Origin of the sequence: Chitinophaga rhizosphaerae, assembly GCF_003958645.1 — a bacterium.
Lineage (GTDB): Bacteria > Bacteroidota > Bacteroidia > Chitinophagales > Chitinophagaceae > Chitinophaga > Chitinophaga rhizosphaerae.
In genome coordinates, this window is the sequence record NZ_RXLO01000017.1 from 26,797 (window position 1) to 52,414 (window position 25,618).

Annotated in this window: 22 protein-coding genes and 1 pseudogene; 20 read left to right on the forward strand and 3 right to left on the reverse strand. The window is 47.5% G+C overall.

Annotated elements, in window-relative coordinates; all coding sequences use genetic code 11:
• Window positions 1-2: 2 nt before the first annotated feature.
• From EJ361_RS24320 to EJ361_RS24355, 8 genes are all read left to right on the forward strand, one after another.
• Window positions 3-404: a cytochrome c maturation protein CcmE domain-containing protein gene (locus EJ361_RS24320; RefSeq protein WP_126249183.1), complete on the forward strand. Its 402-nt coding sequence runs from the start codon at window positions 3-5 to the stop codon at window positions 402-404.
• 87 nt (window positions 405-491) lie between these two features.
• Window positions 492-2,978, forward strand: coding sequence for a cytochrome c biogenesis protein CcsA (gene ccsA, locus EJ361_RS24325; protein ID WP_240646727.1), 2,487 nt, complete (start codon window positions 492-494; stop codon window positions 2,976-2,978).
• Window positions 2,979-3,059: 81 nt separating this feature from the next.
• A complete protein-coding gene (locus tag EJ361_RS24330) occupies window positions 3,060-4,049 on the forward strand; it encodes an alpha/beta hydrolase (RefSeq protein WP_126249184.1) in 990 nt (329 codons plus the stop codon).
• Window positions 4,050-4,086: 37 nt separating this feature from the next.
• Window positions 4,087-4,686 (forward strand): DUF4294 domain-containing protein, encoded by a 600-nt coding sequence (locus EJ361_RS24335; RefSeq protein WP_240646728.1) that lies wholly within the window; start codon window positions 4,087-4,089, stop codon window positions 4,684-4,686.
• Between the two features lie 69 nt (window positions 4,687-4,755).
• Window positions 4,756-5,487 (forward strand): bacillithiol biosynthesis deacetylase BshB1, encoded by a 732-nt coding sequence (bshB1, locus tag EJ361_RS24340; protein WP_126249185.1) that lies wholly within the window; start codon window positions 4,756-4,758, stop codon window positions 5,485-5,487.
• A 222-nt stretch (window positions 5,488-5,709) separates the two neighbouring features.
• Window positions 5,710-9,768, forward strand: a complete 4,059-nt coding sequence (locus EJ361_RS24345) for a DUF5977 domain-containing protein (protein ID WP_126249186.1) — start codon at window positions 5,710-5,712, stop codon at window positions 9,766-9,768.
• A gap of 134 nt (window positions 9,769-9,902) precedes the next feature.
• Window positions 9,903-14,228, forward strand: a complete 4,326-nt coding sequence (locus EJ361_RS24350) for a DUF6443 domain-containing protein (RefSeq protein WP_164714412.1) — start codon at window positions 9,903-9,905, stop codon at window positions 14,226-14,228.
• A gap of 11 nt (window positions 14,229-14,239) precedes the next feature.
• Window positions 14,240-14,620: a hypothetical protein gene (locus EJ361_RS24355; RefSeq protein ID WP_126249188.1), complete on the forward strand. Its 381-nt coding sequence runs from the start codon at window positions 14,240-14,242 to the stop codon at window positions 14,618-14,620.
• Between the two features lie 111 nt (window positions 14,621-14,731).
• Here EJ361_RS24355 and EJ361_RS24360 read toward each other — a convergent pair whose 3' ends face one another.
• Window positions 14,732-14,995: a helix-turn-helix domain-containing protein gene (locus EJ361_RS24360; RefSeq protein ID WP_126249189.1), complete on the reverse strand. Its 264-nt coding sequence runs from the start codon at window positions 14,993-14,995 to the stop codon at window positions 14,732-14,734.
• A gap of 100 nt (window positions 14,996-15,095) precedes the next feature.
• Here EJ361_RS24360 and EJ361_RS25785 point away from each other — a divergent pair, with 100 nt between their 5' ends.
• From EJ361_RS25785 to EJ361_RS26055, 10 genes and pseudogenes are all read left to right on the forward strand, one after another.
• The gene (locus tag EJ361_RS25785; RefSeq protein WP_205687105.1) at window positions 15,096-15,476 is read left to right on the forward strand and encodes a hypothetical protein; all 381 of its coding nucleotides are present in this window, start codon (window positions 15,096-15,098) and stop codon (window positions 15,474-15,476) included.
• A gap of 906 nt (window positions 15,477-16,382) precedes the next feature.
• A pseudogene (locus EJ361_RS24370) lies at window positions 16,383-17,318 on the forward strand (RHS repeat-associated core domain-containing protein); the annotation flags it as partial.
• Window positions 17,319-17,960 carry a hypothetical protein gene (locus EJ361_RS24375; RefSeq protein ID WP_126249191.1) on the forward strand — a complete coding sequence of 214 codons (642 nt, stop codon included), beginning with the start codon at window positions 17,319-17,321 and terminating at the stop codon, window positions 17,958-17,960. It abuts the pseudogene before it with no gap.
• Between the two features lie 10 nt (window positions 17,961-17,970).
• Window positions 17,971-18,258, forward strand: a complete 288-nt coding sequence (locus EJ361_RS24380) for an RHS repeat domain-containing protein (RefSeq protein ID WP_126249192.1) — start codon at window positions 17,971-17,973, stop codon at window positions 18,256-18,258.
• A 21-nt stretch (window positions 18,259-18,279) separates the two neighbouring features.
• Complete coding sequence (locus EJ361_RS24385; RefSeq protein WP_126249193.1) at window positions 18,280-18,708, forward strand: hypothetical protein; 429 nt, start codon at window positions 18,280-18,282, stop codon at window positions 18,706-18,708.
• A 254-nt stretch (window positions 18,709-18,962) separates the two neighbouring features.
• Window positions 18,963-19,271, forward strand: a complete 309-nt coding sequence (locus tag EJ361_RS24390; RefSeq protein WP_126249194.1) for a hypothetical protein — start codon at window positions 18,963-18,965, stop codon at window positions 19,269-19,271.
• A 47-nt stretch (window positions 19,272-19,318) separates the two neighbouring features.
• Window positions 19,319-19,612 carry a hypothetical protein gene (locus tag EJ361_RS24395; protein ID WP_126249195.1) on the forward strand — a complete coding sequence of 98 codons (294 nt, stop codon included), beginning with the start codon at window positions 19,319-19,321 and terminating at the stop codon, window positions 19,610-19,612.
• Window positions 19,578-20,093 carry a hypothetical protein gene (locus EJ361_RS24400; RefSeq protein ID WP_126249196.1) on the forward strand — a complete coding sequence of 172 codons (516 nt, stop codon included), beginning with the start codon at window positions 19,578-19,580 and terminating at the stop codon, window positions 20,091-20,093. The genes EJ361_RS24395 and EJ361_RS24400 overlap by 35 nt, the downstream gene beginning before the upstream one ends.
• Before the next feature lie 61 nt (window positions 20,094-20,154).
• Window positions 20,155-20,631, forward strand: a complete 477-nt coding sequence (locus EJ361_RS24405; protein ID WP_126249197.1) for a hypothetical protein — start codon at window positions 20,155-20,157, stop codon at window positions 20,629-20,631.
• Window positions 20,632-20,903: 272 nt separating this feature from the next.
• Entirely contained in the window at window positions 20,904-21,029 is a 126-nt protein-coding gene (locus EJ361_RS26055) for a hypothetical protein (protein WP_262707086.1), read from the forward strand.
• Between the two features lie 1,320 nt (window positions 21,030-22,349).
• Here EJ361_RS26055 and EJ361_RS24410 read toward each other — a convergent pair.
• Window positions 22,350-22,718 carry a LuxR C-terminal-related transcriptional regulator gene (locus EJ361_RS24410; RefSeq protein WP_126249198.1) on the reverse strand — a complete coding sequence of 123 codons (369 nt, stop codon included), beginning with the start codon at window positions 22,716-22,718 and terminating at the stop codon, window positions 22,350-22,352.
• A 1,010-nt stretch (window positions 22,719-23,728) separates the two neighbouring features.
• Here EJ361_RS24410 and EJ361_RS24415 point away from each other — a divergent pair.
• Together EJ361_RS24415 and EJ361_RS24420 are read left to right on the forward strand one after the other, a co-directional pair.
• Entirely contained in the window at window positions 23,729-24,079 is a 351-nt protein-coding gene (locus EJ361_RS24415) for a hypothetical protein (protein WP_126249199.1), read from the forward strand.
• Window positions 24,080-24,681: 602 nt separating this feature from the next.
• A complete protein-coding gene (locus EJ361_RS24420) occupies window positions 24,682-25,092 on the forward strand; it encodes a hypothetical protein (RefSeq protein WP_126249200.1) in 411 nt (136 codons plus the stop codon).
• Window positions 25,093-25,291: 199 nt separating this feature from the next.
• Here the strand turns inward: EJ361_RS24420 and EJ361_RS26210 are convergent, their stop codons facing one another.
• Window positions 25,292-25,546 carry a helix-turn-helix domain-containing protein gene (locus tag EJ361_RS26210; RefSeq protein WP_126249212.1) on the reverse strand — a complete coding sequence of 85 codons (255 nt, stop codon included), beginning with the start codon at window positions 25,544-25,546 and terminating at the stop codon, window positions 25,292-25,294.
• Between the last annotated feature and the right edge of the window lie 72 nt (window positions 25,547-25,618).

The window sequence follows — 25,618 nt, forward strand, 5'->3', positions numbered from 1 at the left end:
GGATGAAGAAGACAAGTATTATTCTGCTCGTAGTAATAGCGGTTTGCGTGGCCGGCATGGTCATGATGGTGGGTGATTTCAGCACCTACGAAACATTCGCTACCGCCCGGAAGAAGGAAGGAAAGGAGATTCACGTGATCGGCGCTTTAGACAGTACAAAGGCCGTGGTGTACGATCCCGCCCGGGATGCCAACTACTTCAGCTTCCATATGAAAGACAAAAGCGGCGAAATCAGCCGTGTCGTGTTCTACGGTACCCGGCCCACCGACTTCGAGAAATCCACCGAGCTGGTACTTACCGGCAAAATGGTCGGCACCGAGTTCCATTGCAGCAAGATACTTATGAAATGCCCGTCGAAATATAAAGACGAGCAGCAGGCCTTCAGCGCGCAGCGCAAAGGATAAGGAAGATATTAAACAATAACTGTATATCGTCGTCTTTCAGCGCCATGCCAACGGGCGACGGAATCCTCACAACTTACGGAGCAACCATTGGAATCGATCAAATACAATGGGGAGCACCTGCTTCCCGGACAACTGGGCCATTTCTTCACCATCCTGGCTTTCGTGGCCTCCATGGTGTCTGTCGTGGCTTACTTTATCAGCGTCAGGCATTCGGACGGGCTGAAAAAATCTTCCTGGGCCAAAATCGGCCGGTGGAGTTTCTACATACAGGCATTTTCCGTTTTTGCCGTGTTCGCCACACTTTACTACATCATTTCCAACCACTTATTCGAATATAAGTACGCCTGGCAGCACTCCGAGCGCGAACTGGAAGTGAAGTACCTCCTCAGCTGTTTCTGGGAAGGGCAGGAGGGCAGCTTCCTGCTGTGGAGCGTTTGGCACAGCGTGCTGGGCATCATCCTGATCAACACCTCGAAATCGTGGGAAGCCCCCGTGATGGCGGTCCTCGCCTTCTCGCAGGTCTGTCTTGGCAGTATGCTGATCGGTATTTACATGTTCGACTATAAAGTCGGCAGCAACCCGTTCCTGCTCATCCGCCAGGAAGATCCGACGCTACCCATTTTCAATAACCCGGATTACATGCAGTTCAAGCAGTTCATGGACGGAAACGGCCTGAACGCCCTGCTGAAAAACTACTGGATGGTGATCCACCCGCCCGTGTTGTTCCTCGGCTTCGCCGCCACCATCGTGCCTTTCGCATATGGGGTGGCCGCTTTATGGACGCGTCGGTACACCGAATGGGTGAAGCCCGCACTGCCCTGGGCGCTCTTCGCCGGCATGGTGTTAGGCGTAGGTATCATGATGGGCGCCGCCTGGGCGTACGAATCGCTCACTTTCGGCGGGTACTGGGCTTGGGACCCTGTAGAGAACGCCTCCATGGTTCCCTGGCTCACCCTGGTAGCCGGCATTCACACCATGCTGGCCTTCAAATCGTCTGGCCACGCACTCAAATCATCGTTTTTCTTCATACTGATCTCTTTCGTTTTCATTTTATATTCTACTTTCCTAACGCGTAGCGGTATTCTCGGCCAAACCTCGGTGCACTCGTTCACCGACCTCGGCATGAGCGGCCAGCTTCTCGTGTTCATGGGCATGTTCACCGTTCCGGCCTTCTGGATGCTGATTGCCCGCGGAAAGCAGATCCCGACGCTGAAAAAGGAAGAAAGCACCTATTCCCGCGAATTCTGGATGTTCGTCGGCGCCCTCGTGCTCCTCGTCAGCGCGCTGCACGTGACCTTCTTCACCTCCATCCCCGTCTGGAACAAACTGCTCGATATTTCCGGGATCAGGAAGCTGTTCAAACTGGAAGAATTCGCACCGCCGACAGACGTGATGCTGCATTACAACAAGGTGCAGATATGGCTGGCGATCATCATCGCCCTGCTCACGGCCGTCACCCAGTTCATGAAATACAAGGATACGCCCAAAGGCGTGCTGGCCAAAAAACTGGCCTGGCCTACGCTGATCTCCGTGGCCATCGCCGTGCTCATCGGCGTGGCGGGACGTATTTTCTATACCGACTACGGCGCGGGTGTGCTCCTGGGCATCTACCTCTTGCTGTTCGCCTGCGTGTACGCCATCGTGGCCAATATCACCTACATCATCACCGTACTGAAAGGCAAAACCAAAGCTGCCGGCGCCTCCGTGGCACACGTCGGTTTCGGGCTCATGCTGCTGGGGATCCTCATTTCCTCCAGTAAGAAAGAGGTACTGTCTATCGATTCGATGAACGTGCTCAGCGGGTATTTCACGAAGGAAAGCGGACAGAATTCCCGCGAAAACCTCATGTTGCCCAAAGGCCTGCCCGTGCAGATGGGGCCGTATTTCGTGACCTACCGCGGCGATTCCATCAGCACGGTGGACAAGGACAAAACCCTTTACATCGTTGAATATGAGCGGAAGGCGAAGCTGGAAGACGAGCCCACGGAGCGTTTTACGCTGTATCCCGATGCGTATCTCAATGTGAAAGGGCAGGAAGGGATCACGCCGAACCCGGATTCCAAACATTACCTCACCCGCGATATCTTTACTTACATCACCGCCGTACCGAGGAAAGACATCCCGGCCGATACGCTGCCGTACACACCGCACGTCATCACCCAGGGAGATACCGTGTATTTCTCGAAAGGGTTCATGGTGCTGGAAAACCTGAATACGAAACCGCAGCAGAAGAATTACCATCCCGAGCCGGGAGACATTGCCGTAGGTGCCGAAATTTACGTGCATACCCGCGACAATGGCGACTTCCGCATCAACCCTGTGTATTTCATCCGCGACAGCAGCTTCCAGGCGAATGTGGCAGACACCATTGCGCCGCTGAGCCTGGCCGTGAAGTTCACCAGGATCCTGCCGAACGAAAATAAAGTGCAGATCGAACTGAAGGAAACCCGCGAGCCGATGGATTACATCGTGCTCAAAGCGCTCGTTTTCCCCTGGATCAACGTGCTGTGGATCGGCATCATCGTGATGGCCGTCGGTTTCGGCATGGCGATCCGTCAGCGGATACGCAAATAATATATAACTGAATATTCATATGAAGGACGGTCCATGCGGCCGTCCTTTTTATTTATATTAGCAAGAGCAAACCCTTCTCCTATGCGCAGGATATTCCGTTTTCTTCTCATCGTGCTGGCTGTATTGGCCGTAATATACATCCTCGGCCCCAAGCCCGCTCCGCCTGATTTGCAGGGCTCCCTGCCCAAGGTGCCACAGTCGCCGGAGCAGGTGGCGGCATATGTAGACAAGAAGGAAGCGGGGTTCAACACGCGGCCCGGCAACAGGGCCAGGATCGTTTGGGCGGGCGATTCCATTCATAAAACGCCTTTCAGCGTGGTGTACCTACACGGATTTTCGGCCAGCGAAAGGGAAGGGTACCCCGTTCACACCGATTTCGCGCGGAAGCACGGATTCAACCTGTACCTGTCGCGGCTCGACGGCCACGGCCTGGAAACCCCCGAGCCTTTGCTGGACATGACGGCCCAGGGGCTCTGGAAAGACGCCCGCGAAGCCCTCGCCATCGGGAAGCAGCTGGGGGATAGGGTGATCGTCATGGGAACGAGCACCGGCGGCACATTGGCCCTTATGCTGGCGGCGCAGTTCCCGAATGATGTGGAGGCCGTCGTTAACATGTCGCCCAACATCGCCATCAACCAGCCTATGGTCGGTATGCTCGACGAGCCCTGGGGCCTCATGGTGGCCCGGGCGGTGAAGCGCGGCAAATACGACGAATCTACGCCCGCCAACCCTGAAAAAGCGAAATACTGGTATACCAAATACCGCCTGGAAGCTGCGGTGGAACTGGAAAACCTGGTAGATCATACCATGAAGCCGGAACTCTTCGCGCGGGTAGACCAGCCTGTCCTCAACCTGTACTTTTACAGGAACGAAAAGGAGCAGGACCACACCGTGAAAGTATCCGCCATCCTCGACATGCACGAAAAACTGGGTACGCCGGCCGCTAAAAAGCGCGCGGTGGCCATTCCCGGCGCAGGCAGCCATGTGATCGGCTCCAACATTACGTCTCACGACGTGCCGGGCGTGGAAGCGGCCATTGAAGCATGGTGGCGGGATATGTACGGGAATTGAAAAATTGCGTAATTTGGGGAGAAACCAATACGTTCCAGTGCTTCGATTAGCGGTTTGCTGTTTGATGTTTTTCCTGTGCCTGACAGGCCGGTCTTTTGCCCAGCAAAGGCCCGCAGGAGATTCCGTCGCCGTCCGCGCCATCGTTGTCGGGACAGATACCATCCCTTCCATCACCCTTTCCATTTTTAATGTGTACGACCGGTTGCCGAAGCGCCTCCGCAAGGAGCGCGAACGCTGGACGCGCCTGCGCAATGCCGTGTACGTGACGTATCCTTATGCCGTATCGGCCTCCCGGGTGCTCAAGGACGTGGGCCGCGACCTCGACCGCTGCACCTCCAAAAAGCAGCGGAAAGAGTATCTGGCCAGCAAGGAAAAGGAACTGAAAGCCCAGTTCGGCGATAAACTGGAGAATTTGTCGGTGTACCAGGGCAAAGTGCTGATGAAACTCATCCACCGCGAAACAGGGGAGAACTGTTACGAGATTATCAAGGAGCTGAAAGGCGGATTCAACGCGCGGATGTACCAGACCGTGGCGTTCTTTTTCGGCGGTAACCTGAAAAGCGAATTCAATTCGCAAGACGATCGCGACATCGAGCTGATCGTCCAGGAAATCCAGCTCTACAACCGTTTTAACTGATCCTGACCTACCGGGATTTGGTACATCCCGTCCTAAACCCGAACTTTGCCGGGCAAAAATCTGAGCATCATGAAACTGGATATACTCGCCATCGCTGCGCACCCCGACGACGTGGAGCTGTCTTGCGCAGGCACCCTGATGGTACACGCCCGCCAGGGCCTGAAGACCGGCATTGTAGACCTTACCCGCGGCGAGCTCGGTACGCGCGGCACGCCGGAAGGCCGCCTCATCGAAGCGCAGGACGCCTGTAAAGTCATGGGTCTCGACGTGCGCGAGAACCTCGCGCTGGCCGACGGTTTTTTCCAGAACACGAAAGACGATCAGCTCGCCGTGATCCGCGCCATCCGCAAGTTCCGGCCCACCATCGTGCTGACAAACGCCACGGAAGACCGACACCCCGACCACGGCCGCGCTTCGCAACTGGTGAGAGATGCCGCCTGGATGTCTGGCCTCCGTAAGATCGAGACCCTCGGCGACGACGGGCAGCCGCAGCACGCCTGGCGCCCGGCGCAGGTGTACCATTTCATCCAGGACCGCTTCCTGCAGCCCGATTTCGTGGTGGACATCACCGACGTGATCGAGCAGAAGATCGCCGCGATCAAATGCTTCAAAACGCAGTTCCTCGCCGAAAAAGACCACGAACCGCAGACCTACATTTCATCCCCCGAATTCTTCGACAGCGTTTTGTACCGCGCCAAGATGCTCGGGAAGATGATCGGGGTGCCTTACGCGGAGGGGTATACGAGCGCGAAAATGATCGGGGTGAAAAGCTTGATGGATTTGATCAATGTGCCGACGTGATAAATGATTTTTTAAAGCAAGGGATACCTCTGCGAATTGAAATGCGTCTACATATGGTACTAATCTGTGGGCGTTCCTATTGATATGTCGGTAACGTTCAATTTTTACGAATACTAAAATCCCTTCAGGAAAAATTAACATTGTGTAATAATCGGGTTTGAAATTTTTTGTACTTTCGGGCCTTGACCCGCTACTCAAGTTTTAAAAAATTTATCCCTGATCATGAAAACATTGTTATTTGCCCTGGTCCTTTTTTGCTGCGTGTTTACAGGTCGTACTCAGGATCTCAGGCAAATCGTTCCTCCTTCACCCAGCTCCCAGGCTTTCGAAAAATTTATTAATAACAAGGTGAATCTGGCAAATGGCTTGCCGGAAATTGGCGTAAATCTTTATAATATCGAAGTTGGCGGGATCAGTATCCCCATCCGGCTGTCGTATCATGCGTCGGGTATTCGCTATAATCAAAGTAGTGGCGATGTAGGGCTTGGTTGGGTACTGAACCCAGGGTACCGGATCAGTCGGACCATTTACGGATTCCCCGACGAAAAGACCACCTGGGCCTCACAGTCGGATATTATCCAGAATGTACTCAACAACCAGAATAAACTCAACCGTGACTTTTACCTTTCCACTTTCCTGTTACAACCAGACGCGGAAAGGTTCCTGTCGGGACCAAATACTTTTACAGACGGTCAATACGATATCTTCACATTGTCGACCGACCAAATCAGCGCCAACCTGCTCATCGGCGACCATGCTGTCGGGAAATTGAGCTTCCTCAATGCCAGACCAGGCAACATCATCAGTTATGGTACAGAATCCGGTATTGGAATCAGTCATTTCAACCTTACGGACACGCGCGGCGTTCAGTATAGTTTCGGCAAGTATGAAGATGGAAGCGGGATCCGTGAGATGGCCAACGCTCCTGGTGAAATGAACCCTACCAGCTGGCCCCTTACCCGTATCCTCACTCCCGCAGGGAAAAAGATACAGTTCGGATATACAAAATATACGGAAAGCCGGGTACCGATCCCTACGACAACCGTGACAATTACAAAAGGAGGTGACAAGACAGACGATTGTTATCATCCCAAAATGAAGCTGAGTGAAAACCAGGGCCCGTCTTCCTACTACGAATCCTGTTTTCCAACCACCATTACAACCGAAAAGGAAAAAGTTGTATTCATCCGTACCGCTGTATCAGGAATTTTGAATGAAATCAACATCCGCACCATTGCCGGTGATCAGCTAATCCGTAAAATCCAGTTTTATTACAGTTACGGCGCTATGTCTAACCGCTATCTGGATTCGGTCCGTATTTCGGACCCTACGGGTGTAGAATCCATGACGTATTCGTTCGACTACCACAACCGAATGGGCCTTTGCCTGGACTATGACCTTTTTGGCTATTATAAATCAGCATACGTTCAGAGTACATACCTGGCATCTCTCTCTGTGCTCGCCCACAATTTTGAGGATGAATTGCCCGACGGCACGCTGGTTGGCGCCTGTAATGCTTCTGAGATTTTTCCATACAACTTCGGCAAGAACAAATTTGATGAAACACCGGATCACTTCACCCTCCAAAAAATAACTTACCCAACTGGCGGATATACTACTTACATGTATGAGGCTAATAAATATAAATGTGGTGAAAATGTTACGCAAGGTGCCGGCCTTCGTGTTAAACGTGTAGAAAGCTTCGATCATTTCGGAAAATCAGTGTTGCAGAAAACATACAACTATGGACCAAATGGCAATGGCGCTGGCATCGGACTATGCTTCCCGCCTCGAAAATACGACGTGCAGGAACGGTTGCTCTATGGTATCTTCAAATTCAATTTCACCCCTTTAAAACAAATTACTTATTCATCCCTCCTCAACAGCGAAGTCTTGGATGGGATGATATCATCATCGTGGCTTTGGTATAACGAAGTTAGTGAAGAGTCAGTCAGCAGTAACGGATCGGAGGCTAATGGCAAAATAATTGAAAAGTATGACCGTTCATTACCCCAGGTAGCCACTTATTCTACCCGCCAGCAGGAATTTGGCGCCCCGCTGGTTCGGGAATACGAATACGACAATGAACCCAGATTGTTGGAACGGAGTGTTTACAAATCGGCAGCGGCTGGCGGCGGACTCGTAAGCCAGCAATCATTCGAATATACCCCGATTTTCACTACGCTTTTCAGCGGTCTCAAAGTTGCGCCATATATCAAAACCATCGAAGCTCCTGTTTCTCCCGGTATTTTCGATTATTATCTCACAGGACAGCCCTCCGTTTTCAATTATGACCAATATTACATTAAGGGCGGCCATAAGTTGTTGAGCTACCAACTGGATAAAACTTACGGCACCGATGGAAGCATAACGGAAACCAAAAAATATTTTGAATATACCAACGGCCGTCTTTTAAGGGAAAAGACCTTCGGAAGTGATGGCAAGCAAATTATTACGGAATATAAATATGCAGGTGACTTTGAACAATTAACCGCATCAGATGACTTATCAGCTGGAGTTAAATCACTTACCAGTAAGAACATCCTCGATGCCGAAGTGGAAAAAACCAGCTATCGCAGTAATGCAGACGGCTCAGGGAAAGTCATGCTTTCCACGCTGATGACATCATATTACCCGACCCAGCCTTTTCCTTACAAAATTCATAAAGTACTTAACAGTGCTCCCGTAACCGGATTCGTACCTGCATCCATTAGCGGCGGTGCGCTTGCAGTCAACTCCGGTTACGTTCCGTTGCTGGTGTACAGCAAATACGATGCTGACGGAAATCTGCTGGAACAATACAAAGAGAATAACTTTAAGAACAGTTACATATGGGATTACGCGAAGCAATACCCCATTGCGGAAGTAACCAATGCCGGCTGGAACGAAATTGCCTATACCAGCTTTGAGGCTGACGGGACAGGGAACTGGCTGGTGGCTTCCGCAATACGTACTTCTGGAAGCAGTATTACCGGCAACAAACATTATTTGCTGCAGAACGGGGCGATCGTTTATAACGGACTTGCCGCAAGCAAACGTTACATTGTCACATTCTGGCTAAAGAATGGAGCGAGCGCCAGTATCAACAACACCACCAGCTCGTCGATCGGGCTCACGTCCGGGGAATGGACATTCCATCAACGTTTTATTACAGGCGCAACTTCCATTACTATTCAGGGGAGTGGGGGAATTGACGAAGTGAGGATGTTTCCGGAAGACGCGCAAATGAATACTTTTACTTATTCGCCGCTGATCGGCACCACTGCCCAGGCAGGGATAACAGGTATCCCGGCATATTTTGAGTACGATGGACTTGGGCGGCTGACGATCAAGCGCGATGCAAAGCGCCAAATTACGCAACAACTTAAATACGGAATCAGGCAGGATGAATTCGGCGCTACTTTCAGCAATAACGCCGCCAGTGGCAATTTCTTCCGGAATAACTGTTCAGGCGGTTTTCAGGGCTCCCAAGTTACTTACCTTGTACCTGCCGGCAAGTATATATCGAACATAAGTCAGGCAGATGCTGATGCCAAAGCGCAGGCAGACATTCAGGCAAATGGACAGAACTTCGCCAATACAAATGGTACTTGTCCTCCGGGTTTTGCCAACAGTTACAGATCCCAGACTTTCTATAGAAATAATTGTCCTGCAGGTACTACAGCAGGTACAACGTTGTATATCGTGCCGGCAGGAAAATACGTTGTTTATACCAGTCAGGCTGCGGCAGATGCCCTGGCACAAAATGAGATCAATACTTATGGGCAGGCTACGGCCAATACCAATGCCTCGTGTTATTGGTTCAACCAGGCTACAAGCGGATATTTCACGAAGTATTGCACGGGCGGCCTGACAGGCACAACGATTGGCTATAGCGTTCCTGCCGGCAAATACTCCTCCGCTATCTCGCAGGCGGATGCCAACGCCAAAGCCCAGGCTGATTTGGAATCTAACGGACAACAATATGCCAATGACAACGGAACTTGCGGAAATCCCAATTTTTACGTTCGTATAAAGAATGGTCCTGTGAGCGGCGGTTTTGGTATCAGAATCAAAGAAACTACGAGCGGCAACATTGTAGTCCTGAAAGATTTCATGGGCAATGAAAGCGGCGTACCGGCATTTGCGGCCAGTTTGCCGACGGGCATTAATTACGTGCTGGAGTTTTCCTGCAGTACGCCTTTGACAGTATCCATAAATGGCCAGGATAACACTATAAGTGGTGTTCAGTCTTTTTCGCTTTATCCCTATCCATTTGTCGTGGAAGTGTCTAATCCTTGATGGCGTAGACAAATAAACTGTAAGACTATATATAATACCAATTTTTACCCAATACCTGATTGCTAATGAAGCGAGTTTATACTAGCTGTTATTGTAGGTTAACCTGCGTAGTTTTAAGTCTTGGTTCAATAATAATGGGAACCGCTTCCGCCTTTGCCCAGAAACCCAACGGCAGCGTGCCGGCCGTGAAATCCGCGCGCGCCGTTCCGGTAGCTTACCCCGGCGGCACCAAAGTGAACTATGTCCGCACCTGGAGCCCTAACCAGCCGCTCACCGATCCGGCGCTGGTCATCTCCGCCACGGATGTGAAAAACGTTCCCCAATCCACCGCCTACTTCGACGGTCTCGGCAGGCCCTTGCAAACCGTCTCCAAAGGCGTATCGCCATCGGTGAAAGACCTCGTGGCGCCGATAGTGTACGATGCCTTCGGCCGCGAAGCCTTCAAATACCTGCCCTACGCAAGCGGGGTGGGCGACGGGGCATTCAAGCTTAATCCCTTTAACGAACAGAAAACCTTTTATGAGGGTGTCCTCACCACCGCCAATAACACTCGGGAAGAAATTTTCTATAGCGAGACCCAATTCGAGGCCTCCCCGCTGAACCGCGTCACTAAAGCAATGGCGCCGGGCAATAACTGGACAGGCTCCGGACGGGGGACCGGCATGCAATACCTGGTCAACACCGCTGCCGACGAAGTGCGCATATGGAAGGTGGCAATCACCTTGTCTGGCAATATTCCGACGTCCACCATTACGTCGTCTGCCGTTTATCCCGCGGGCACACTGTTCAAAAACGTAACGACGGAAGAGAACGGTAAAGAGGTAATTGAATATAGGGACAAGGAAAACAAGGTGATTTTAAAAAAAGTGCAGATCGACACTACACCAGGTGCCAACCACACCGGCTGGCTATGCACATATTATGCCTACGACGACCTGGGTAATCTCCGCTTCGTTTTGCCGCCCCGGGCGGTGGAGCGGTTGGCTGGTGCCGGATGGGCGCTGAGTGCCGAGGTACAAAACAACCTTTGCTTCCGCTATGAATACGACGGCCGCAACCGGATGATTATCAAGAAAGTGCCCGGCGCCGAACCCGTGGAAATGGTGTACGACCAACGCGACCGCTTGGTCCTTTCCCGCGACGGTAACCTGCGCGCGGTAACCGGCAAGTGGATGGCCACGATTTACGACGAGCTGAACCGGCCCACCTTGACGGGGATCTATTCCAGCACGCTGACCCACGACGCGCTGGTTTCCTACATGCGAGGGGCCAGTTCGGCCAGTTCGGTGACCACCAGGATAAAAGCGGTAGACAACCTTGTCGTGTCCCGGTACGAGACGAATGTCAATGAATATAAAGCCAGAGTAAGCGTAGAATTAACGGATGGCTTCGAGACGCCCACCGGCGTAGCCGCCGAAATCCTGACAGACCCTGCCATGGCGGATATTTCTGAAACATTTACCTCCTCCCTCAGCCTGCCCAATCTCAATAATAACTTCTACGCGCTGACCTATACTTATTACGATACACCTGACTACCCCGGAGCCAAACCAGCGCAGACAGCCTATTTTACCAAACCACAGGCAGGCACTAACCTGTACGCCGAGCCCGTCGCCATCAGTAACCAGACCAAGGGCCTGGTAACCGGCACGAAGGTGCGGGTGCTCGATACCGACCGGTTCCTGGTTACTACCACGTACTACGATGCCAAAGGACGCCCGGTACAAGTGCTTAGCGACAACATTCATTCCGGGACCGATATCTTGACCAGCCTCTATGACTTCTCCGGTAAAACGCTCAGCACCTATCAGTATCACAGCAATCCCAAAGCTGGAGCGGCAGGGGAATCGAAGCTGCTTACCAACCTCACCTACGACCATGCCGGCCGCGTGACAAAGGTGACCAAACAGCTGAACGACAACACCGCCTATAAACGGGAAATCGCCACCAATACCTACGATGCCCTCGGCCAGTTGCAGCGCAAGGAATTCCGTAACGCCGCCGGGGCGGTGGTCGAAAGTATGGACTACACCTATAACGTCCGCGGCTGGAACAAAGGCATCAACCGCAAATGGCTCACCGGCGCCGAAACACATTACTTCGGGCAGGAGCTGCATTTTGATGAGGGGTTCGAAAACAAGGAATACAATGGCAACATCGCCGGAGTGACCTGGAAGGGGACCAAAATCACGTCCGGCACCGTGCCCACTGTCAATGCGTATGCATATACCTACGATGCCGCCAGCAGGCTGCTCAAAGGCTACTTTACACAATCGTCCAATGGTACAGGTTACGCCCGTACCGGCACCATTTACGACGCCATTATGGGCGACGGCGTTGATCCCGCCACGGCCTACGACGCCAACGGGAATATCAAGCAAATGCGTCATTGGGGCAAGAAAGGTACGACGGAAAACGTACTGATCGACAACCTGGCTTACAGCTACGATACCACCGGCGTTGCCGGAGGTAACAGGCTGTACAAAATAACTGACGCAGCCAACGACCCAACCACCACATTGGGCGACTTTGCCGACCAGAATACCGCCGCAACGTTTGATTATGCTTACGACAAGAATGGCAACCTTGTCAAAGATGAAAACAAGAAAATATCGGCGATCCAATATAACCTGCTGAACCTGCCCAAAACGATCAGCATCACGGGCAAAGGCACGATCTCCTACATCTACGACGCTACCGGCCGCAAGCTGGCCAAGATCGTGTCTGATCAGACGGTGACGCCGAATAAATCTACCCGGACCGACTATATGGGACCGGTAATTTATGAAAATGATGAGCTGCAGCTGATCTCTCATGAAGAAGGCCGCATCCGCCCCATTGCCGCGGGCGGGTTCACTTTCGATTACTTCATGAAAGACCACCTGGGCAACGTCCGCATCGTACTGGCCGAGACCAATCCGCCCCAGCAGCTGTACCTGGCGAGCATGGAGCCGGAGAAGGCGGCCATGGAAAACGCGACGTTCAGCAATATCGATGCCTCCCGGACGGACAAGCCGGTTGGATACCCTGAAGATCCGCAAACCGATAAAAACGCGTTCGTCGCCAAACTGAACGGTAAAGACGCCGCCCGCCGCATCGGGCCGAGCCTGGTGCTGAAGGTAAAGTCCGGGGACACGGTGCGCCTGGGCGCAAGAGCTTTCTATAAATCCCAGGGGCCTGACAAAGCGCAGAAAACATCCGCACCCGCCGCCGACATGGCCGCATCGCTGATCCGTGCGTTCGGTAACCCGGGCGCTGCGGTGGCCGACGGGCACGGTGGATCGGAAGGCTCGAACGGTACGCCCTTCAACAACAACTTCGTGAACGACAGCTGGAACCGGATGAAGGAACGGGCCCCCCAATCCCCGAACAACCCCGACCGGCCCAAAGCGTACTTAAACTTTGTACTGTTCGACGAGAACTTTAACTTAGTGGAAGGCTCCAGCGGCGTGAAACAGGTAGCCGCCCAGCCGGACGAACTGCAGACGCTGGCGCAGGACAACATTATCATGGAGAAATCCGGGTTCCTGTATGTCTACACCAGCAACGAGACTCAGCAGGACGTGTTCTTTGACAACGTGACGGTGGCATTGGCGGGTACGCCTGTGCTGGAGGAGACGCATTATTATCCGTTTGGGTTGACGATGGCGGGGTTGAGTGAGAAGGCGGTTTACAACCCGGAGAATCGTTTTAAGTTTAACAAAGGTTCTGAGCTTCAGAATAGAGAATTTTCTGATGGTGGAGGGCTGGAGTGGTATTCTACTCAGTTTCGAATGTATGATCCGCAGTTAGGAAGATGGCATGTAATAGACCCTAAGCCAAACAGCGAATTAAGCCCGTATTCTGCATTTGATAACAACCCCTTGATTAACAATGATCCATTAGGAGATACTACGAATCCTGCAGTAAGAGGAACGCAAAGTGTCTTAACTACAACTGCTGTTACATTAACGGTCGCACAAATTGTTCGTGGCGAATATAAGAATGCCGTTTCCCAATTAGATCCTACAGATGGAGCCGGAAGGACAAAAGCGAAAATGGAAGCGCGTGCAAAGACTCCCGCTGTTATGCTTGAAGTAGCTGAAAAAATGCGACCTTCTTCAAAAGAGGCGAGCAGAACAGGGGGGACCGCGAGTAAAACAAATGCAGGCGTTAATAAAACTGTAGATAGGCTTGGTACACTAGGGAAAATTGGGGGAGTCGCCGCTGTTGGAATTTCAGTCTATAATGTTTCTACAGCTGAAAATAAACCCAAAGCAATTGCACGAGAAGGTGGAGCTTTGCTGGGGGCTGCAGTGGGTGGTGAATTAGGAGCAAAAGTAGGCGCAGGAATTGGCGTGTGGTTTGGAGGTGCTGGAGCTCTTCCTGGTGCAATTATTGGTGGGATTGTTGGTAGTATTGGTGGTGGTCTAATCGGCGCTTTTACAGGCGAAACAATTTATGAAACCGTTGCGGAATAATATGAATAGATATGAACTTTTTAAAAAAAATATTCAATCCTGAAAATAGAAATCCTTATTTCATAAAGCTTAGAAAGAGCCTTGAAAGGAATGGGATTTCCATAAGGATAAGAAATGCTTATTTTCTATTTGGGATTCCTTATTCGGAAATAGGTATTGAAGAAATTAAAACTGCTATCCGGGAGAAAAGTCTTTCTGAATTTAAAGGGAAGTACCGTTTCGATGTAAAGGTTGATAATATTGAACTGTATCTTGTTGAAAATACAATTGGTGAATTCTGTATCATTCTTTTACTCGATCCCTATGAGTTGTATCGTGAGGAGGAAATTTTGGAAATAATTCCTGTCAACTCCACCAATTTTGAAAAGGAGCTTATTTTCTCTTTAACATAAGCAGTAGAGCCCGCGCGATCCGCGCGGGCTCTACTGCTTATTATCTGGAGTATGCTTTTATAGTTTTGTTGTAAGTGATAGCCATGTCGATAAAATAATACACCTTCTCTTTCACTTCCGTGGGCAGGGCTTCGATATCTTCCATTCTTTTGAGGAGTTTTTATCCAGCACCATGTTGGCGGTTCCGCCTATGAGGTAATCGACGGTGACTTCCAGTTCATCGGCGATCTTCTTGGCCATCTCGATGGATGGTTTAATCTCCCCGCGCTCATATCTGCCGCTGATGGGCGCGGAAGTTCCCACGTTTTTAGCCAGGTCGTCTTGCGAGAGTTTTAATTGCTTGCGCTGCAGGGCGATGCGTTCACCAAAAGTTATATAAAAGTGCTTTTAAAACCTTGTAAATGCAGGGGTTAACAAATTTAGGTTACTTATTTGTGCTTCCAGAAAGCAGCAAATGAAATCCTGGGAAGAGGTTATGCAAAAGGTGCAAGAGTACCTGGGGGGCGAAGGTGCGCCAGTTGGAGCATTGCGTGCGCACGGGAAGTTATCGAAACCGGCGATGCGCGGCATGCGGCTGCTGAACGGACATTACCTGCGGGAAGAAGTTAGCAAGCTGCTGAAAGCTCTCAAAAAGCTGAATCCTGCGATCAGGAGTGTGCAGCAGATCAGGGGTAGCGTGATCACGGAATGGCTGCATCATTATAACGTTCGGCAGGTGCAGTATATGGCCGGCCACAAATATGCGAGCAGTACGCAGCGTTACCAGCTCTCCGGACTGGAAGATCTGCAGGCGCAGTTAGATCAGCATCACCCTATAGAAATCGGCATCCACACGGATCGCTACGAGTACCTTTGACAGCGGCAACGCAAAATACCTCCTCCTCCTCAACGCACCCTATATGTAAGAACTGGAAAAGCGGTCTCACTGCGGGCATGGGAAGGGCGCGGGCGTACTCATGTCAATGTCCCCTTTTATCGGCAACGTACCTTTGTGGCCGCCCTTTCCATGCCCTGCGTTCGGGCAGCTCCCGGTCTTTGCGCGAAGCGCGCAAAGACCGGGAGCTGCCTCATATCTGTCCGCCACCTGCCGGCGGCGCAGGGTGACCGGTGGCTCCGTGTTCGCTTCGCTCACACTCCCGCCCCCGGACCCTGCGCGCATGGCGGTGGTCAGGTGGCGGGAGCGGATGGGAAGTTACCGGAATCAAGCATTTTCTTAAACCTTTAAAATATCATCGAATGGAACTGTTATGGTTTTTAAATCCTTCATTGGGAGCGGATCACGGGACAATTACCTGCGATGTATGCGGGCATGTATTCCATTACTCACCGCGCCTGGCTTGTCATTGCAACTTGTGCGCGATGCGGGAACTGGCGGCGCTGGCGCGATCAGCGGAAGATGGGGGACTGTGTGCGGAGTACGGCCAGGCATATGCGTTGTTGGAAGACCTATAAGCCTGCTCCGGAGCGGAAGGCAATGCAGCGGCGGGGCGGTAGATCAGGAACGAGCGGGAGAACACGACCTGCCGCGAACGGGGGGGGAGTTCCCTGATCGGCAGCAGTGCAGTCTTGGCGCATCCATAGCGGGCGAAGGCGGCGCAAGGCGCTTCCGGATTAATGTCTCTAATGCCGCCTTCGCCCGCTTTGGATGTGTTTTTAGCCCTTCCTTTTGTTTTTCAATTGAAGATAAAAACGCATATCTTTAAAACCGGTTCTTTGAAAAAGTTGCCAGTAGCAAGAATGAGGCAGTAACTATTATCCGTTTGGGTTGACCATGGCGGGGTTGAGTGAAAGGCAAGCGATTGGAGACGCGAACAACTTCAAGTACAACGGGAAGGAACTACAGACGAAGGAGTTTACAACGGGTTCCGGATTGGAGTGGTATGATTATGGGGCCAGAATGTTCGATCAACAGTTTGAGAGGTTGTTTAATCAGGATAAATTTTCGGAAGTGTATATTGCATTATCACCGTATCAATGTGCAGCAAATAATCCAATCAAAATAATTGATGAAGGGGGTGAATTATTAAAAGACAAAGAAGGCAGGATCATAGCGACTTCAACAGGTAATATAGTATCAAGAGATAACTTTACGACAGTTAATGGCGTCGAATATCAGTATAAGTCAACATATGAGGTTGTCACAATTTATACCGATAAGGGAACTCCAATTAATGCTCTAAGGGAAATTGCTTCAGAGGTGACAAGGGGCGATGGAGCAGGTGGAAGGTTGAAAGTTGAAGGGGCAGACAACCCCATGAGCACTTGTTCGAATTGCCATGGGTATGCGTTTGCTGGAGCACAACTTGTAATTGAAGACAATTCAAATGGCAGTAGCATTATCAAAACAATTCTTGCGGATGATGGATATCAGATAGATGGAGAGGATGGCGCAACGGTCGACGATATGGAGGCAACTGGGTTTATTGAAACTGACGAAAGTGGACGGAATATCTATCACACTGCTATAAGAAATAATAACGATTTCTGGTCAGCAGATCATGGAGTTTTCAAGCCGATTGAAAATGTATCCAAGGGGCAAGTGGCGAGCCCCGCTGCGAAAAATTCATTCGTAAGAACTAAAAATATAAAGAATAACGATCCTTTGAAAGGTACCGCAACCGGCATTAAAATAGTTGATCCTAAAGAAATTGCAAAAATACTTAAAGACCTCGGGTTGTCCACAACAAAAAGTAACTAGATGGAATTGACTATGAGTATTAAACGTGAACTTGTCTTAGCAAGCATATTACTGTTTTTAATCTTGGGTTACGTAAAACCGGCTGCGGCGCAAGTTGAACATATATCTGTTCAGAAAGATACATGCTTTCATGATGTAGACAAAATTGATGGCCATAAGTTAGTAATTATAGTGAAGGCTCGGGATACAACCATATCTACTCCTAAGGATTTCTATGACTTGGATGGAATAATTGGTTTATCAGACAGCATTAAATTAAATATAATAGAGCAATTATTGAAATTCAAAAATGATCAATCAATTTGCTGCCGAAAAGTTGGAAAATACTACTACGAAGGAATCGAGCGTACTTGCATCGGTAAGCCAAAATCACAGATTTATAGTATCCAGATCGACGCTCTTTATTTGATAAACAAGATTGTACATCCTTATGGAACAAGTATGTATTCATGTTTTCCTGTCGTTGTTAATAGGGAAACACAAAAAGAAATAAATGACTGTCCTGAACTAATAGTTGATTATTACAGGATTTACGAGAAATTTTTTGAAGAAGCTAAGAAAACGAATGTAATTAGTAACAATTTTAATTTTAATACTATAAAGTATGCATGGTTTGGAGCTGATCCCAATACGATAAAGTAATCTACCCTAATTGGAGGAGACGCATTATTCTCCGTTTGGGTTGACCATGGCGGGGTTGAGTGAGAAAGCGATATATAACCCTGAAAACCGCTATAAATACGACGGCATAGAGAAGATCGGAGATCTGGGTTTAGAAGATTATGGTGCGAAGTTCAGGGAACTTGACCCGCAGATTGGGAGATGGTGGCAGGTGGATCCGAAGACGGAGAAAATGGAGATGTGGTCTCCGTATGCTTCGAATTATAATAATCCGATATTGTTTAGTGATTTACTTGGAGATGAGCCTGAAGGACCCTGAGATCCTGTTAAGAGAATTAGGATGGTAACGGGGAGGGAATATACCTTAACGGCACCAACAGGGGTAGGTTCTTCTCTAAAGTTTGCGGGACAATATGCTCTTGGCTTATTTAATGAAGGAGTGGAAGCGGTAAATCGTTATGTAAATCCGTTAGTCCCTGCGGCAGAAGTTGTAGTTGGGAAAAGTTACGAGAGTGGGTTTACAGAAGATAAGTCTCGTATAACTTCTGGCGTTGAAGTGGCGGCAGTATTTATACCAGGTGGTAAAGCTGAAATGAGCGCAGCAAAAGCATTAGAGCGTTCAGTTATTAGTTTGGATAATAACGCATTGATTCATGCAGTGGAAAAGGGAGGTAAAGATGCCGTGAAAGATGCGATAGGAGGTGATAAACCCATTGCATCTATAACTGCGGCTAAAGAATTTTTGGTCAAAGGGATAAGAATGCGTTAAGGGCATTTATGCAGGAAATAGGGGCAACAATTAGTGGGAAGGGTGCATCCTCCGGTCAAGTGAAGAGTCTGCAAGAAGCCGCGGCGAGCATAGGTCGAAAGCTTGGGTTAAATGATGCAAGTATTATAGGCGGTGCAATAAATAACAAAGCCAGTGTTTTAACGAATGATGAACAGATGGTAAAATTTATGAACGCATTGGGTTTACCAGTTAAATCTTTTTGATATGGGGCGTGTAACGTACTTCTTGCAAAGGTGCAATGTTCATTTTGCAAAAACACTTATGAAGCGAAGGTTCAGTTTAAGTATGGAGACACCTGGCAGCACCAGTATGTTGTTGGAGATAGGATTTTATGGGGAGGTAATGATATTGGTGTCAAGGGAACATTAAAGGCAAAAGTTTATGGGATACTTGAAACTGACACCTGTCCGGTTTGTAATCACGATAATTTAAACAATGAGTATGATATTTATGCGGAAGGCGATGTTATAAAATCAGTTTCCATAATGAAAGATATAGGAGATTACTTTGCTGATGACGGAAGTCTTAAAATACTTGAATAAACAAAGAGCCCACGCAGTCGCGCGGGCTCTTTCTACCGTGGCTGAATGTGAGCGCAGTCTGGCTGGATTGGGGCGGAGGAGAGATGAAAAGTGCTTATGGCCTTGAGAAAAACAAGACCCCTAATGCGACGACTTCACTTTCTGCAGGGATTAGGATACTAGGCAGTAAAGGATTTAAAGTGGGCGTTTCCAATGACAAGAGTACTGGACAATCTACTTTTAAATTTAAAGGATGGAATAGTGCGGTGGAGCAATATAATGGAGGGGGGACAGCAGGATATCAAAGCGGTGTTTTGAAAATGATGAATGAATCAAAAAAGCCACAAGCATCAAACTATTAGAAGTAGGAAAATTATACCGATAGTCTTATTACTACTTTTGTTTAGTGGGCATTACAATGCTTATTCGCAAGATTTAATTGTATTGAAGGTTCTTAATAAAACAGCAGTTGGTAAAGTGTATTCATTTAAAAGGGACGATAATAGTACGGATAAATTGAGATATTTAGGAATTTTACAAAATAAAAAAGGAGAAGTTTTTAAGATCATTAACTCGACCTATATATCAGGTTTGTTCAAAGGTTCAAAAAGAGCATCCTGTCGGATTTTGATATACAGTAAGGATGAAAAATACCTAGGGAGTTATTATGTAGGAGCTGTTTGGTATCTTCCAAATAAGATTGAGAAAAATGCATTGATTTTTGCGCCACGCAGAGGTTGCAAACAGGCAACAAAAATTGATTTTAGTGAAGGTATTCCTGAACGATTATATGTCTTGTGCACACAGAAAGAAGGAGACCTTTTTTCTTTTTCACGGGAATAAAGCAATTTTAGTTTTAAAGTGAACGCCTGCGCCGGGGATATTAAGAATATATGTATATCAGATGAATATCGTTTTTGAGATTCCCGTAGGGAAAATGAAGGTAGTGCCTTCTTGGAAAGACATACTGACAGCGCAGATTATTTGCCACATGGCTTTTCTGTCTGCCTTATTGAAACAGTATCTAAACAATATCGTACTTTTCGAACTTGCCGCACTGGCTTTATGCATTGCATATATGGCAAGGAAAAAGGCAAGGTTCGTGTATTATATATCGTTTGATGATGCACATAACATTTGCACTGTGAAATACAAGCAGTTTCAGTTTTTAAAATTTAAGACGGAAATCAAATATGAAGAGCTGGACTTCAAGTATACCCACATTATGTTCTATCGTGGGCAGATACCGCTGACGCTGAGGATTATTAAAAACGGAAAGATAATTGCAGATATCAGGGAAAAGTACAATCTTGGTTTCAGTAATGAGGAAATACAGGAAATGAAAACCTATGTGGAACAAATTAAAAAAAGTGTAAAATGATAGTTAAATGTAAAGCAGTATTACTTTCGAGCATGATGTCATGGATGTTGATCATCGAACTTCCGCTATTCGTATTAATGTTCCTGTTTCTGAATATATTCATTGGGTATGTTTTTTTGATGTGCTCTTCAGTATTTTTTATCAGCCTTCTCTACATTTTTTACAAAAACAAGTTTGAATTGTTGACTGTTTCAGTTGATGGAAGTACTATCTATCTTTCCTTTGTTAATAATAGCTTTTTTAAGAGACCTGATATCAAAACTACCAAAGACATGGTGAAAGTAGAACAGGGTGACGGGCAGCTAATGATCAGCATGGACGGACAATTACAGGCCATTCTCAGGCAAAAGGCCGTGCCGGCGGAAAGTTGGAGCGAAATTAACCAGGTATTGCGATAATACCTCAAGTACTTAAAGATACAAGTTTGCTCTGCAAAAAAAAAAGGGCCTCGCTGTACAGCCCCAAAAAGTTGAACACTTTTTGGGGGCATTTTTATGGATAGACGTACCAAGTTCAGTTTAGCAGAGAAGTTAACGGTAGTTCGGCATGTTTTGAAAGGTATAGCGTCGGTCAAGGCGGCCGCCCAGCGTTTCGGGGAGGTAGGACTACTGTTAAACGATGGGTTGATCATTACTTTCAGTCGAGAAAGGCTGGGTTGACATTGTCAGGCAGGTAATACGAGGGAAGTTTAAAAGTCGGGGTAATAAGGTACATGTTGGAAAACCAGCTATCTATAGCCCTGTCCGCAACCCATTTCGGTATTCCGCAAAGCAGCAGGAAGAAGCCGCTAAATAGGTCGCAAGATTAAACCCAAAGATGCGTCTGTCTTCGCCCCGTAAATAACAACGGGACTGTATTAACAAGGGATAACAAAATGATAAGATTGTTACAGGCTATGGGATTGCCTGTTAAAACGGTTTAATATGGGTACTTTCAATGTATTGACAGTAGAGCAGATTTGTACTGTTTGCCGTCAACCAACAGATGTCAGGATGTAATTTAGTTTTGGAGATACCTGGCAATATGAATACGAAATTGGAGGTACAATTCGGTGGGGTGGTTATGATACCGGTAAACCTAGTCTTCCAAAGGTAAATGTATATGGAATACTGGAAACTGAGAATTGTATTCATTGTAACGCCCTTTTTATTGTTGATGAATTTGATATTTGGAACGGGTTGTTGCCATTTGGTAATGATGAATTGCGCATAGCGAAGTATGGTAGATTAGCCTTACTTTTTCTTCCAATATTTTTAATAATTTATTATCTCGTAAAACCATCAGAATTAATAACATTGCAGTATGATGATGAAAAAATCAAGAGAGGAGGGGTGGTTTTGACTATTTATCTTGTATTAAATTTTATTTTGTTGTTCGTATTAATGTTTGCTTTCAGAAAGTTTTAATTATGATGTTTCTAATGTTAACAGATGAATGGTTTAACTGCACTGGAAGCAGCAAAGTGTTGAAAGCCGGCGTCATACAGTATGAAAGTACTTCTTCTACCCCAGGTTCCCCGTATACGAGCTATACTTTCACACTGCAGGCCGGGTCGGGATATATCGTCAGGTGATTGGCATGTCCTGAAAGTTAAAGCCATGCTGATCCTTCGATCAGCGTGGCTTTAACTTTTTTAGATATTCACTGAATGCAAGCCAATGACGGAATCGCATTGAATGTCAACTGATGTTTCACTTTATCAACCCCCGCATTATCGCTTACTTCACCAAACCCGCCATGTGCTTGATATTGAGTTTCTGCGTTATATTCAACCGATGACACTCCACCGTTCTCAGACTGATAAACATTTTCTCCGCGATCTGTTGGTTCGTATGCTCCGATGCGATCAGCGTCAAAATCTCCGTTTCCCACTTGGTTAACTGCACTTCCCGGCTGGATGGCCGCTTTCCCATGATCATTTCGGACAGCATGGCCTTTTCGAGCCGCTTATCCAGGTACTCCTCGCCGTCGTACGCCTTATCGATAGCGGAAAGGAGGCTCTCCGGGCCGGTGCTCTTCAGCAGGTAGCCATAATGACCAAAGTGTTCGTCTCGTTCAAAGAAGCGTTGCCGGCTTCGCGAAAGCAATGGATTACCTGCAAGGTTGCGTACTGGACTATTAGCAGCATGAGTGCGTTATAACAGCGGTGAATTGCAAGTGGAGGGTAAATTAACTAAAGCACCCAGCGGCATTTTTATATACCTCACACAAATGTTTTGATGAAAAAGAATTAATATGGATAAGGATATTTACTGGTTTAAGGCTAGTGTTGCACCCCTATTACAGGGTTATGACATAGAGTGCCGCTATTATGAGGAAGGGGATTTTGGTTCGTTAAACCAGGTATTATTTAACTCTACTCTTAAAGGGGGGGATTGATTTTTGGGGGTTAGGGTGGTTTTATTTAACGCATAGTTTTACTTGTCAAAACTTACGTATATTACCTTGTCTATTTTGCCAATATTATTTAAGAAATTAGTGACTGTTGTACGTATATTGATAAGAAATATTTTGGGTATTTATGTTGAAGACTAACAGAGATGATATACAAGGTTTATTTTTATTACTACTATTTACTATACAATCGGGTTATTACTGATCTGACACCATATTCGACAAGTGTATTTGTTTTTGGTATTTTGCTTTCATTTTTAGTTAATGGTGCTGTCGATGTTGTAAGTATTTTACTATTCTGTCAAGAAGTTGGTAAGTACCAAATGCTAGGAATCGCAGTTTTATGCTTAATTGTGAGTTACTTATTGTATGTGAAGCATGGCAAAGGGAAGAAGATTGTGTCGGAGAAGCCTTGCTTTTGGGGGAGCCATCGGCTTAGTCTTACAATTGTTTTGATAAGCTCGTTAGTCATTATTTCCTGGCTTTTTTGGGGACCGATATATACCCGGAACCTTCTTGAAAATTGCAGATAGAACAAATATTCCGCGCAGGTCCGATGGTTTTTATTTGTTGGACTTAACCCTAATAGGCTATCCGGCAGAAGGAAAAGGGAAGGGCTGTTGCGCAATATGAACAGGCAATAGGAAGTAATGGGCGCGTGATTTATTATAACCCGAACACGCGAAAATCTTAAAGCATTTTTATGAAAGAGTATAACTCGAAATCAAATATATTTTCAGTAAAAGTACCCAATAACTATCTGATTGAGGAAGCTGATGGTACAGTAAGTATCACGGACGAAGAAAATGGAGTGGGCGCAATAAACTTATCTGCAGCCGTAATCCCGATGACGTATAGTTTTGATATTGGGGCGGAGCTGTCAGATTTTATTTCTTCAAGCGAAAATAAAGATGATGAGGAAAGTTTAATTGCGCAAGCAGGCTCCGATAATTATAGGGAGAAAATGTTTGTGATCAACGCGCAGTTTTTTGGATGTATTGTTTATTATTCCAAGAGAATCGAGCCGTATTCGGTACATACAATTGCTTCATAAATGGTCGGCTTGTAGAAAGTGATATCATCAAAAAAATTATTGGTTCGATAAGTATTCTTAGAAAGACCGTATGCTTTTTTTGTTACAATGGCCCATGTGGAATTCCAGGTTAACACAGGTCTCGTGCGCGGCCAAAATGTGGGTAGGATTGAGTCTATTTAATCACTTCGGGTCATTGCAAGATTTGCGTATTAGGTTCCAGCGGAAAATAACTGGATCGTATAAATCATCTTCAACCTGCAAAGATCGATCAGTATCACTTATAAAGGGCACAATCAGCTATGTATATAACACCGATATTGGGGTTATTGGGAGGGGAATACCAGAAAAACTCCCTACTTCCAATGTCAAAGTGGTTACAGCCCACGCTCCAAAAGACGCTGTTTAAACCGCAAGAGCTGCTGCGAAAGCGGAGGGCGCTGTTTTAAGTAAGGCAGAGCGGGTCAAGGCAGAAAACTGCAACTAAGAACACACAGGAAGTTGCAGAGAAAGCTAACGATGCGGTTAATAGTCTTCCTGCAAGTGTGACTGCGGGCGGCGCGCTTGAATCGGGAGAAAGAGCCGTCGATAACGAGATGAAGAAGCAAATAAAATATTGACATATGAGTGAAAGGAGGGTTGGTGGCAAGAAAGCGGCAATAGCAACAAGCAAACCCGGCTATGTTAAAATCATCGGACGAAAAGTTCACATAGGGTACCTCATTGGAATTGTATTCCTGGCAGTCATCATTGTGCCTGCCTCAAAGAAAACGATCCAAAACTTGCGGTTGGCTAAAAACGGTGTGTTTGAACTTGGAATTGTGACAACGAAGTACAAAGTTGGAGGTAAAGGCACCTTTCGAATTAACTACGAATTTAAAGTAGAAAATCAAACCTATACCGGCTTCGCTAATGATGAGGACTATCAGGAAGGAGATAGTATTGAGGTCGTTTATTTAAGGAGTGATCCAGCAGTAAACCGTGCGTATCGCTTTATTATACGTAATTATAGCGTGTCAAAAGTTCGTCAATAACTTGAAAATCGTGAAATAATTACGTTGTAATCAATTGAAGGTAGGCTATCGCTTAATTTTACTGTGGTTGATAGGCAAAGAACCCGCGCAGATCGTGTGGGTTCTTTGGTTTTATCTGGAGTATGCTTTTTTAGTTTTGTTGTACGTGTTGGCCATGTCAATAATATATTACACCTTCTCATTCTCCTCAGGCGGCTCCTCAATGTCTTCCATTCTCTGAAGAGTTTTTATCCAGCACCATGTTGGCGGTTCTGCCGATCAGGTAATCGAAGGTGACTTCCAGCTCATCCGAAATTTTATTTGCCATCCCGATAGATGGCTTCATCTCCCTGCGCTCATACCTTCCGATGATGGGCGCAGAAGTACCCACCTTTTTAGCCAGGTCATCTTGCGAGAGTCTTAATTGCTTGCGCTGCAGGGCGATGCGTACACCAAAGCGAAAGCCTTCATCAATTAATCAACCCACCGCATCAGTGCGTCTATCGGCCGACAACTTAGAAATGTACATGATCATACTCGTATTGAA